The sequence below is a fragment of the Natronorubrum halalkaliphilum genome (genome assembly GCF_009834785.1).
GTDB lineage: Archaea > Halobacteriota > Halobacteria > Halobacteriales > Natrialbaceae > Natronorubrum > Natronorubrum halalkaliphilum.
The window spans coordinates 1-10,727 of the sequence record NZ_WUYX01000005.1; the positions used below are offsets into that span (position 1 = coordinate 1).

Here is a 10,727-nt window from a genome sequence, read left to right on the forward strand (position 1 = left end):
GTTCATAACAATCGCCACTATCCCGCTTCAACTCCTTTGATCTACTGCCGCACCTCGACGCCACCTAGTGATTCAATGGAGCCCACTAGATACAGTATTCCTACGCAGCGGGAACACTCGCAGTGACTTACAGGTTTCGGCGAACACGTTCACGCGATGAATCCGCAGCAAACGTTCGGCACAGGAGGACTCAACGGCTTTCTCGACGCCGACGCCCTCGTCGATCGAATCGGTCTCGACGAGGAGGAGATCGCCTGGCGAAAGGAGTTTATCGGGTTCGACGAGGCGGACGCCCGGCGGGTATCCGACCTCGAGGGGCTTTTACGAGACAATCAGGACGCGATCGCGGACGATTTCTACGACACGTTGCTCCAGTACGAGCAAACGCGTTCGGTTATCGATCGGTCGCCGAAGGACGTTCCCGCGCTCAAGCAGACCCAGCGCGCGTATCTGGTCTCGCTCGCTTCGGGATCGTACGATCGAGATTTCTTCGCGAACCGGGCCCGAATCGGTAAGTTGCACGAACTGCTCGATATGCCGCTCAAACACTACGTCGGTCAGTACGGCGTCTACTACGACCTGCTCCTCGAGCGGCTAAACGAGCGAGCCCAACAACAGGTCGTCGACGCGATCGAAACGTGGGTCGAGGAACGGGACGCGAACGAGGCCGGACTCGGCGGCTTCGTCACCGCGCTCGGATTCGGGGACGACGAGCAGACTGACGGCCTCGAAGAAACGGTCAGAACGGCCATCGACGACGCCATGATGGACGTGCTCGCACTGCTTCGGATCCTCAACCTCGACATGCAAATCGCGACCGAGACCTACGTCGACTCCTACGCGCAGCGACTCGAGGACTCGATCGAGCGCCGCGAGCGGTTGGCACGCGACGTCGAGGCGGACGTTCAGGGGCCGATCGACGAACTTCACGACGCGAGTACGGAAATCGCCACTCGAGCGCAGGCGATCAGCAGCCACACGGGGACGCAGGCCACGGATACGAATCGGGCTGCGACCGAACTCAGCGAGTTGAGCGCGGCGATCGAAGAGGTCGCAAGCGTCGCCGACGACGTTCACGCCGAGAGCAAACGAACCGAACGGCTCACCGCTGACGGCGTCGGTGCGGCCGACGACGCGCTCGACGAACTAGCGGCCATCGAAAACGCGACGACCGAGGTTTCTCGATCAGCCGCCGACCTCGAGACCGAGGCGGAAGCAGTCGATGCCGTGCTCGATCGACTCGACGACGTCGCTCAGCGGACGACCGTGCTGGCGAAAAACGCGAAGATCGAGGCCTCCCGATCGGGACGCTCCGATGCAGGAACGATGGGTGTCATCGCGGACGAAGTCGAATCGTTCGCCGAACAGACAAAGCGCGATCTCGAAGCGGTCAAGGACGCCGTCGAAGGGATGCGCGAAGACGCTATCGAGACGGTCGAAACGACTGAGGAGACGGTCGACCGAATCGACAGCGGCACGGCACAGGTTCGCGAGACGATGGCGTCGCTCGAGCAGATACACGACTCCGTCCAGACGACGACGGCCCGGATGGAAGACATTGCGGCCGCAACCGATCAGCAGGCGCGCAACGTCGAAACGGCGGCGTCGACGGTCGAAAATATCGCCGATACGGCCGACCGCGTCGCCGACGCTACGGAGTCGGTGGCGGCAGCGAGTCAAGAGCAGACCGCCAGCCTCGAAGCCGTCAGCGAGACGGTGTCCAGACTCACCGCAGACGACGAGCAACCGGAACGACCGGTGTACGAGCGGGTCGACTGACGTCGGTCGAGTCGCTGGTGCGATTGGTGTCGCCTCGAGTCGCCGTCAGTAGCCGTCACGGACAGTAGCGGTCGCCCACGGCACGCGTCACCGACGTCTCACTCTCCGACGGACACGCCGTCCCCGAGTTCGGGTGCGCTCGCCTCGAACCCGTCGGCCCGCAACTCGTCGGCGAACGCCTGGCATCGATCGCCGTGGTTGACGAGCACCTCGCTGTCGCGGTAGGAATCGAGGAACTCGAGCAGGCCGTCCCGATCCGCGTGGGCGGAGAAATCGTACTGTTCGACCTGGGCGCTGACGGGCATCACCCGGCCGTCGAGTTCGGCGCGTCCGGTTTCGAGCAGGTCGCGGCCGGGGGTGCCTTCGACCTGATAGCCGGTCATCGTGATCTTGTTCGCCGGGTTGGCCCGGATTTCGGGGATGTACGTCATGGCCGGACCGCCCGAGAGCATGCCGCTGGTGGTGATGACGACCGCCTTCTGGTCGACGATTCGCTTTCGTTGGCCGTCGCGGCCGGTGACGAATCGGGCGTGTGAGACGGCCCGCCGGAACGCGTCGTCGTCGCGAACGTAGTCGGGGTACTGTCGGAGCATTTCGGTCACTTCTTTGCCCATTCCGTCGATGTAACACGGGATATCGTGTCGCTCGCAGACGAGCAGCATCTCCTGCGTTCGGCCGATGGCGAACGCGGGAACGATGACGGTGCCGCCGTCCCAGAGCGTGTTTTTGACGCTCTCCGCAAATCGGTCTTCGACGACCGATCTGGCCTCGTGTTCGACGTCCGAGTACGTGCTCTCACAGATGACCGCGTCGGCGTCTGGGCGGGCGGTCGTGGCGGATACCAACTGCTGATCGTCCGTGTGGAAGTCACCCGTGTAGAGCAGCCGGGTGTCTCCGTCATCGACGAGGACGTGGGCGCTCCCCGGAATGTGGCCCGCATTGTAGAACGTGACCTCGTGACCGGCGACCTCGAAGGGGTCCCGGTAGCCATGGGTTTCGGAGACCTGCGTGAGGCGCCGGACGTCGGTTTCAGTGAACGGACACTGCAACGTTCCGCCGTGGAGTTTGAGCGTGTCGCGGGCGAGCGTGAGCGCGAGCTCCCGGGTCGGCGGCGTCCAGTGAATCGGCGGCCGGGAACTCCCCGAGAGAAGCGACGGAAGCGTGCCGACGTGGTCGAGGTGACCGTGGGAAACGACAACCGCCTCGGGGTCCGGCGTCTCGACCGGAAACTGCGGCGGGTTGTCCGTCAGCATCCCGAAATCGAGAAGCAGGGCGTCGTTTACGAGGAGCGCGCTGCGGCCCACCTCGCCAGCGCCGCCGAGAAATCGAACGTTCATTACCGTCGATCGGTGCTCGAGTCGCTTTCCTCCATCGCTTCCGTTCCTCTGGGACGATCGAATCGCCTCGCGGTTCCGGAGTCGGTTCCGTTCGGTCGGCTACCGATCCCGGAGCCGCGTTCGATCGCTCGTCGACTCGGGCGCCGAGCGGTCGGGGTCGAGTCGATCCGAACGGGCGAGGTCGTCCGACTCGAGGAGGCGGTCGAGTTCCCGTTCGAACTCGTCTTCGCTGATCTCGCCGGCGACGTATCTGGACTGGAGCCGGTCCTGCGGATCGGCAGCGGTCGCGTCGTCGCGTGCGGTGTAGCCGCCGGCGTAGTCGCCGGAGACCGTGCCGGCGCTCTCGTCGTCTCCCCTGAGCCACGATACCAGACCGGCGACCGCCAGGAGGAAAATCCCCAGCACGGCGAGCGTAACGAGCGCGGAAATGACGGTCGCGACGACGGACAGCACGATACCGACGATCGTCGCGATGACGGCGAGGACGAGGAACGCGAGGAAGACGGCGCCGAGTCCTTTCAGGAGGGGTGTACTGAGACGTCCCATACGTGTAATTCGGTTCACAGGCACAAAAACGTACAGTCCGCCGGGGTCTTACGACCCGTTCGAGTACGGATCGTTCGGCGTGGCCGTTCGCGCGGCCGTCCGTTTCGTCAGTCCGATAAGATAGACGTCGAGCAGACAGACCAGCAAGACCGCAAGCGGGACGGCGACGTCCGTGTAGCTGACCGATTCGAACTGCAAGGCCGTCACGACGAACGGTTCGCTGAGGTCGAGCGCACCCGACAGCGTCCGAGCGGAGAGGAACGCGAGCGCGAGGCCGTAGAGTACGAACCAGACCGCGCCCCGTTTCCACCGCCCGAGATAGCAGTGACCGAGGCCGGCGACGAACGCCGACAGCGGATACGCGGGCCAGATCGGTCGGGAAAGCTCGCTCATCGGTGTGCACCTGACTGTCGGAACGGGACTCGTGTCGCCCGGGCGCGCTCGAGGCAGCGTTCGGTTGCTGACTCAAGATGGGGAGTGCCGGCAGTGTCAGCGGCGTCGGCGTCGGTGGTTGCTTCGTCCTCGCCTTCGTCTCCTCGCTCCATCTCGTCGCCGTTGCCGTGTTCCGCCGTGCGATCCGTTTTCGCTGTTCGTTCTCGGGCCCCGCCCAAGAGGACGCGTCTGGCGCTCGCTCGAGGATCGATGGCATCGGCGCTGACCGACGTGTCGGACGCGAGTGCGGTCATCAAGCTGTAACTATCGGTCCCCACCGCCGTTCGTGTTTCGGTTGGAGCACCGACGGCTGCCGCACCGATCGAACCGGCGGTTCCAGTTCGGACACCGGTCTCGGCGCTCGAGCGAGCGCTGCGTTCGGTCGGTCTGAAAGGGGGTTTCGTCACGTTAATCACCGGGTGTCGGCGCGGGCGAGTCGTCGGTTATGACGTCGTCGGTCCAGGTGCCGCGGAGGAACCACGCGGCGGTCGTGATCGCCGAGAGCACGTACGAGATGGCGATGGCGTACCAGACGCCGATAACGCCCATGTCGAAGACGATAAGCGCAACGGCCGCGATCGGGATGCGGTACAGCCACAGCTCCTGAATCGAGAGGAGCATGGCGGCTCGGGTCGAGCCGCTGCCGCGGAGTCCGCCGAGCAGGACCTGAAAGACCCCGAGGAAGACGTAGGAGGGGCCGGCGATCAGGATGTAGGCGGCACCGTACTCGACGACCTGTGCCGCCTCTTCGCCTTCGATGAAGACGGCCGTGATCGGCTCGGCCAGCGGATACGCGATCGCGATCACGACGACGAAGATGGAGACGATCAGCACCGAACTGAGTTTGACCGCCTGCTTGGCCCGACCGACCTGCTGTGCACCGAGGTTCTGGCCGACTACGGTCTCGGTGCCGCGAGCGAGTCCGAGCGCGGGTAAGAACAGCAGCGAGGAGAGTCGGTTGACGATCCCGTAGGCGGCGACCGCGTCGGTCCCGGCCAGCGCGATCAGCGCCGTCAGGACGGTGATGCCGAAGGCGCGAACGCCCTGTTCGGTCGCCGTCGGCGCGCCGATGTCGATGATCTTCCGGACCGTCTTCGAGCGCAGCCGCAGGTCCGAGAGCGACGGCTCGAGGCCGACGCGTCCCGAAAAGAGCAGATAGAGACCGACACCAGCGGCGATACCGCGGGAGAAGACCGTCGCGATGGCGGCGCCGGCGACGCCGTAGCCCTCGAACCCGGTGGCGTCGTAGAGGGTGGTCTCGAGCCCCGTCAGTCCGAGCCACGCGAACAGCGGGTTCTCGCTGAATCCGAGGATGAGGACCGGATCGATGACGACGTTGAGTGCGACGCTGATCCCCATCAGGTACAGCGGCGTGCGCGTGTCGCCCCAGCCCCGAGAGAGCGCGTCGAAGATAAAAAACCAGAACATGAAGCAGACGCCGACGAAGATGATCCGAGTGTAGGTGACGGCGTAGACGAACGCGTCGCTGCCCGGTTCGGCACCGACGAGTTGGATCATCCACGGCGAGAGGACGTAGCCCAGGGCGCCGAACGCGACCGCGACGACCGTCACGAACGAGAGCGTCTGGCCAGCGACGTGCGAGGACTGCGTGATATCTCCGGCCCCCTTGTGTTGGGCGATGAGAACGGTTCCGGCGACGGTGAGACCGCCGCCGACGCTGACCATCAGGAAGACGATGGCCCACGAGTACGACAGGGCCGCGACCGCGTCGTTACCGAGCCGGCCGACCCAGAACGTGTCCGCGAGGTTGTAGCCGACCTGTAACAGCTGGCTGAAGACGATCGGTGCCGAGAGGAGCGCGAGCGGCTTGAACAGGTCCCCGTCGGTAACGTTGACCGAACGATCCGTCTTCTCGCTCATCTGGTCGATCCTCCGCTCCGCTCGGTCGCTCGGCCCGGGTCGCCCGGATTGATCGAGTTACTCGAGCCGTTCACGTTTCTCGAGTCACTCATCGACGCCGTCTCCCGTCGTTGACGCCCGTTCCCGTACTCGGTCTCAGTTTCAATCTCAGTCTCATTCGTTTCGGTCACTCTCACCCTCCGAATCCGTCTTCGTCTCCCTCTGTCGATCGTCGTCTTCGTCCACGAGGCGTTCGTCGCGCGGGAACTCGAGGGAAACGTCCTCGGGGAACTCGACGTCCGGTGCGAGCACATCCGCGAGGATTCGCTCGACGGTCCCCGCTCTGACCGTCTCGAGGTACTCGTTTCGGCCGAGCGTGAACTGGCGGACGCGCGCTCCGTCGAACGTCGCGAGGAGAAGCGCCGCGGTTTCGTCCGGCTCGTGTTGCCGAAAGACCCCTTCTTCGATCCCGTCTCGAAGGATTTCCTCGAGGGCGCTCCGAAGCTGATCGTCGCTCTCCCGGAGCTTCTCGCGGTAAATCTCGTTGTACGGTGCCTGTGCGCGGAGCTCGAGCATCGCCGTGTGAAACGCCAGCTGATCGTCGTCGGGATCGGCGAGGAACCAGTCGACGAAGGCCGCGAGTCGCTCGAGTGCCGGCCGGTCCCGCGTCTGGGCGATCCGCGATTCGAACCCCTCGAGCAGGTACTCGATGAAATCGGCGACGAGCTCTTCTCTGGAGTCGTAGTGGTAGAACAGCGCGGACTTGCTTCGGTCGGTCCGGTCGGCGATGGCCTGTGCGGTGAGGTCGCTGTAGCCCTCCTCGCAAAGCGCTTCGTAGGTGGCGGACATAATCGCGTCGCGAATCTCGGAGTCGGTCACTGACTGACCAGTCAGTCAAGCAGGCAAAAAGAAGTTTCGGTTCGAAACATCACTGTGATCCAGTCGCACTGCAGCCAAGGATAGACTGAGAAAAGCCGCTCGAGACGACCGCCGCTTCCGCGTCTCATAGGGTCTCCCGTACGTCAATACTGGCACACCCACAGCCACCGCGGTGGCACCGGGAGCTCGCTAGGCAGTCCGTCTCATTCGTGATTCTGGTACCGCTGTACCCCGAACCGACCGTAGTCGCCGTAGGCCAGTTCGAGCGACCCGATCCACCAGTTCCAGCGGTCGGTCGGGGGCCCCTCGGGTGCGTCGGAGAGCTCTGCGATGACGACGTCGGCCGTCAGCGTTCCCCCGACGTCCGCTTCGTACTGGCCGGAGTCGGCGAGATCGACGGCCTGCCGGACGACGACGCGGGACTGGCTTTGCGTGCCGCCGAACTCGTCCTGTAACCGGCGCTCGAGCCGTTCGGGATCGATGAACACGAGTGCTCGTACGCGTTCGATCCACTTGACTGTTCGAGCGGGAGCGGCCGGGTAAACCGGTATCCGCCCCGAGCGAACGCCGCTGCGAACGGTCGAACTGAAACGATGTTCTTTTGAGCGCCGGCCGTCTTCCGTCGGACATGGCAAGTTTCACTGTCGTCGTCGGCGACCCCGATTCCGGGTCGTCCTACCAGCTCGAGGCGGAGGAACAGGACGCGAACCGATTCATCGGCAAGTCGATCGGCGAGGAAGTCGACGGCGGGGCGGTCGGCCTCGACGGCTACACGCTCGAGATCACCGGCGGCTCGGACAACGCCGGGCGACCGCTCAACCGAGAGGTCGCCGGGACGAGCCTCAAGGAAGTCCTGATGAACGAACGCCAGACGGGCTACAAACCGTCCCGCGACGGCGAACGACGCCGCATCACGGTCCGTGGCCGCGAGGTTTCCGACGCTGTCGCACAGATCAACGCCTCGATCGTCGAACAGGGTTCGACCGACGTCGACGAGCTGCTCGGCAACGCTGACGCCGAGGACGACGAGTAACGACCGCGGACACGAATTCTCTCTTCGCAAATGGCAGACCGAATTTCGAGCGACCACCCGTCAGTGCAGACGGTCCGGTCGACATGTACCGAGACGGCGACCGGCGTCCGTCTCGAGGTACCGGCCGACGATCGCGATGCGTTCCCGACCGACGAGGTCGTCCGGATCGTCCTCGACGGCGACGAACTGTTCGGCCTGGTCGAGCGCGCGCTCACCGGCGACGAGCTCTCGGTGCCGGGAGTCTACGAGACGCCCGACCAGGCTCGCGATCCAAGCGGAGCCACGGACCGACTCGCCGAGTGGGTCGACGACCACGGCGTCCCGGCGGGTGGGTCGGTACTGGTCGACGTTATCGAACCCGAATTCCTCTACGGACTCCGCACGCCCGGCGAGACGACCTACTACGACGCTCGCGAGCCGCCGAGTGAGAGCCTGAGCGATATCGCGAAGGACCTCGAGGGCCAGTAGCCCGCGCACGACACCGGTCGGCAGTCCGTCGACCGACTCGAGACGCCGCGCACGACGAGCGGTAGCTACCGCCGCGGCTTCCGACGACGATACATCGGCCGCGGAGGGCGCAAATAGCGCCCTTTTTCCACCTCCGGGGACAATTCGAGGCTATGAGTAATCCACGCGAGGAGTTCCTGGCCGGCGAGCGGCCCGAGGACGTGGCGCTGTTTCTGGCCGACTCGTACGTCTCGGACGACCGCCTGGAGCGGTTTGGCGACCGCGTCGAGGGCGGCGTCCTGATCGTCGTCGACGGCGAGAGCGGCCGAAACGCGTTCCAGGCCGCGACCGGCACGGAGGCGATGCAGTTCGCGAAGTCTGCGATGGAACTCGAGGGGATCATCGACGACGATCTCGCGGGCGGACAGTGTCCCGAAGCGCCGACGGACGAGGATCACGCCGTCCAGTTCGTCTTCGCCTTCGCCGAGGAACAGAACGAGGATGTCGGCGGCATCTACGCCGAGGGCGACGTCGTTCACGCGTACGCAAAGTGTGCGTGCGGGACCGCGTATTCGGACAAGTGGAACGCCGCGGACGCGTAATCGAGCGACCCGAGCGACCCAATCGCTGCGACGGTGTCGCCAATCGTATCAATAATGTTGCTTTTTTCGCCCGTAAGGGCCACCCTTTTGCGACCGGATCGGCTACGCTCACGTAATGAGCTCCTTCGAAACGCCACACGAGACCGATCGCGGGTTCGGTCTCTCGAGTCGGGAACTACGGGTAGTCGGCGGCGCGACGGGACTGATGGCGATCACCGTCGCCCTGATGTACGTCTTCGCGGCGACGCCGCTCGCGGTCGTCAACGACTACCTCTTTGCAGCACCAATCGTCGGCGTCCTCGTCTACGGTGCGGCGATCATGGTCGGTGAACTGATCGCCGAACGCGGCGTCAAGGGCGGCGATATGGGAATCGCCTTCGCGGGAATGGTCGTCTTGCAACTGGCCTTCGGAACCTTCGGAGCCGGCGTCCTCTCGATTGCACCACAGGAGACGCAGCTGACGGTGCTCGGGATTACGGCGATCGTGACCGCAGTGATGACGGCGCTGATCTCGGGGTACGTCTACGCCCGCTCGACGACGTTCGAACACTGGGGTCGGTTCGCGAACGTCGCGTTCCTCGGCGGCGTCGGCGTGATCCTCGTCGGAACGTTCGTCCTGGATATCCTGCTTTTGGTCGGCTTCGTCCTCATCTTCCTGGGCTTTCTCCTCCGACTGGGGTACGAGATCTGGCAGGTCCGGGACAACCGTGAGGCGTCGGTCGGCCTGCAGACGATCGGCGTCTACATCGCCGTGGCCGGCGTCTTCGTCCACGTCCTGCAGCTCGTGATGCGGTATGTGCTGTCTCAGGATTGACCCACGGCGAAAAGAGAAAACAGTCGCCGTGTTCGGTGTTGCGTCGTACGCCTGCTCGAGCGTCTTGCCAATTGGTGACTAAATAGGTATGTGAGTCCGAAGCGACGCTCGAGTGCAACCTTCGCCTACTATATGGCAACTGATTCTACTTTCAGTTTCATCATGTGATAGCGATAAGGGGATGATTCCGATGGATAGTCATATGCGACGCCGACAGTATCTCTTCACCAGCGTCGGGCTGGCAACCACGATAGGGGCATGGGGTGGATACGGAAGCGCTGGGTACCAAGCGGAAGACGACGAGCCAGTGTGTCCACCGGACGACGGGAACACCGATGCCGAGGGCAACGGTGATCCTGAGATTGAACTCCGCGATCACGAACTGGTGGTCGAAGAGGATGACTTCTCAACTGATGCCTATATCAGCGCTGAAGTTGCAAACGTCGGTGACGCTCTATCAGGCCAGATCGATCTTGAAGCGGATTGGTACGACGACGACGGTAATTATCTGGATGACAACCAGGAGTGGTTACAGACGCTTGAAGCGGGTGAAACGTGGCTCGCCCATCTTCATCACCTCGGCGACTCCGAAGACGTGGCCGATTATGAACTCGAGATGGAGATTGATGACGAGATTCCAGCGGTACCTGACGGATTCGTTCTCGAGGAAAGCGAGATGCAGGTCGGCGACCGAAGTGCCGAAATCGATGGACTAGTCGCAAACGAAACCGGTGACGAAATCTCGTACATTGAGGCGATTGCAATCATCTATGACGAAGACTGTGTCGTGTTAGGGAGTGCCCGAACCAATGAAACCGGTATCCCTGCCGAAGAGACGTGGGCGTTCGACATTTCTTGGCGAGGGCGTGACCGTATCGAAGAGGCGGCCGCACATCGAATCGTTCTCTCCGATTAGGTTCAGTACCTCACAAATCAGTCTCAGCTAACCGGCGCTGAAGTGTGATTTACCGACGAGTCAGAGCCGAATCCGTTCTCCG

At 63.6% G+C, this 10,727-nt stretch carries 13 protein-coding genes; 6 read left to right on the top strand and 7 right to left on the bottom strand.

Annotation, left to right across the window (positions count from 1 at the left end; genetic code table 11):
* Window positions 1-156 precede the first annotated feature (156 nt).
* Window positions 157-1,779 (top strand): globin-coupled sensor protein, encoded by a 1,623-nt coding sequence (locus GS429_RS01340; protein ID WP_160061998.1) that lies wholly within the window; start codon window positions 157-159, stop codon window positions 1,777-1,779.
* Between the two features lie 98 nt (window positions 1,780-1,877).
* On the opposite strand, the gene GS429_RS01345 is transcribed toward GS429_RS01340, so the two are convergent.
* The 7 genes from GS429_RS01345 to GS429_RS01375 form a co-directional block, all read right to left on the bottom strand.
* Window positions 1,878-3,116, bottom strand: coding sequence for an MBL fold metallo-hydrolase (locus tag GS429_RS01345; RefSeq protein ID WP_160062000.1), 1,239 nt, complete (start codon window positions 3,114-3,116; stop codon window positions 1,878-1,880).
* A 99-nt stretch (window positions 3,117-3,215) separates the two neighbouring features.
* Window positions 3,216-3,662: an SHOCT domain-containing protein gene (locus tag GS429_RS01350; protein ID WP_160062002.1), complete on the bottom strand. Its 447-nt coding sequence runs from the start codon at window positions 3,660-3,662 to the stop codon at window positions 3,216-3,218.
* Window positions 3,663-3,710: 48 nt separating this feature from the next.
* Window positions 3,711-4,055, bottom strand: a complete 345-nt coding sequence (locus tag GS429_RS01355) for a hypothetical protein (RefSeq protein WP_160062004.1) — start codon at window positions 4,053-4,055, stop codon at window positions 3,711-3,713.
* Complete coding sequence (locus tag GS429_RS01360; RefSeq protein ID WP_160062006.1) at window positions 4,052-4,501, bottom strand: hypothetical protein; 450 nt, start codon at window positions 4,499-4,501, stop codon at window positions 4,052-4,054. The genes GS429_RS01355 and GS429_RS01360 overlap by 4 nt, the downstream gene beginning before the upstream one ends.
* A gap of 1 nt (window position 4,502) precedes the next feature.
* On the bottom strand, window positions 4,503-5,975 hold the full coding sequence (locus GS429_RS01365) for an MATE family efflux transporter (protein WP_160062008.1): 1,473 nt from the start codon (window positions 5,973-5,975) through the stop codon (window positions 4,503-4,505).
* Window positions 5,976-6,128: 153 nt separating this feature from the next.
* The gene (locus GS429_RS01370) at window positions 6,129-6,833 is read right to left on the bottom strand and encodes a TetR/AcrR family transcriptional regulator (RefSeq protein WP_328821181.1); all 705 of its coding nucleotides are present in this window, start codon (window positions 6,831-6,833) and stop codon (window positions 6,129-6,131) included.
* Between the two features lie 203 nt (window positions 6,834-7,036).
* Window positions 7,037-7,321: a WNWW family protein gene (locus tag GS429_RS01375; RefSeq protein ID WP_328821182.1), complete on the bottom strand. Its 285-nt coding sequence runs from the start codon at window positions 7,319-7,321 to the stop codon at window positions 7,037-7,039.
* A gap of 140 nt (window positions 7,322-7,461) precedes the next feature.
* Between GS429_RS01375 and GS429_RS01380 the strand changes: the two genes are divergently transcribed.
* From GS429_RS01380 to GS429_RS01400, 5 genes are all read left to right on the top strand, one after another.
* Window positions 7,462-7,866: a 30S ribosomal protein S6e gene (locus tag GS429_RS01380; protein WP_160062010.1), complete on the top strand. Its 405-nt coding sequence runs from the start codon at window positions 7,462-7,464 to the stop codon at window positions 7,864-7,866.
* A 30-nt stretch (window positions 7,867-7,896) separates the two neighbouring features.
* On the top strand, window positions 7,897-8,334 hold the full coding sequence (locus GS429_RS01385) for a DUF7112 family protein (protein WP_160062012.1): 438 nt from the start codon (window positions 7,897-7,899) through the stop codon (window positions 8,332-8,334).
* A 152-nt stretch (window positions 8,335-8,486) separates the two neighbouring features.
* Entirely contained in the window at window positions 8,487-8,915 is a 429-nt protein-coding gene (locus tag GS429_RS01390; RefSeq protein WP_160062014.1) for a DUF5807 family protein, read from the top strand.
* 115 nt (window positions 8,916-9,030) lie between these two features.
* Window positions 9,031-9,729, top strand: a complete 699-nt coding sequence (locus GS429_RS01395) for a hypothetical protein (RefSeq protein WP_160062016.1) — start codon at window positions 9,031-9,033, stop codon at window positions 9,727-9,729.
* A 112-nt stretch (window positions 9,730-9,841) separates the two neighbouring features.
* Window positions 9,842-10,645, top strand: a complete 804-nt coding sequence (locus GS429_RS01400; RefSeq protein WP_201293931.1) for an FxLYD domain-containing protein — start codon at window positions 9,842-9,844, stop codon at window positions 10,643-10,645.
* Window positions 10,646-10,727 lie beyond the last annotated feature (82 nt).

Coding starts and splice junctions, on each gene's coding strand:
- GS429_RS01385 (WP_160062012.1), top strand. CDS start 7,897: ATGGCAGACCGAATTTCGAGCGACCACCCGTCAGTGCAGACGGTCCGG.
- GS429_RS01340 (WP_160061998.1), top strand. CDS start 157: ATGAATCCGCAGCAAACGTTCGGCACAGGAGGACTCAACGGCTTTCTC.
- GS429_RS01365 (WP_160062008.1), bottom strand. CDS start 5,975: ATGAGCGAGAAGACGGATCGTTCGGTCAACGTTACCGACGGGGACCTG.
- GS429_RS01380 (WP_160062010.1), top strand. CDS start 7,462: ATGGCAAGTTTCACTGTCGTCGTCGGCGACCCCGATTCCGGGTCGTCC.
- GS429_RS01355 (WP_160062004.1), bottom strand. CDS start 4,055: ATGAGCGAGCTTTCCCGACCGATCTGGCCCGCGTATCCGCTGTCGGCG.
- GS429_RS01390 (WP_160062014.1), top strand. CDS start 8,487: ATGAGTAATCCACGCGAGGAGTTCCTGGCCGGCGAGCGGCCCGAGGAC.
- GS429_RS01350 (WP_160062002.1), bottom strand. CDS start 3,662: ATGGGACGTCTCAGTACACCCCTCCTGAAAGGACTCGGCGCCGTCTTC.
- GS429_RS01395 (WP_160062016.1), top strand. CDS start 9,031: ATGAGCTCCTTCGAAACGCCACACGAGACCGATCGCGGGTTCGGTCTC.
- GS429_RS01345 (WP_160062000.1), bottom strand. CDS start 3,116: ATGAACGTTCGATTTCTCGGCGGCGCTGGCGAGGTGGGCCGCAGCGCG.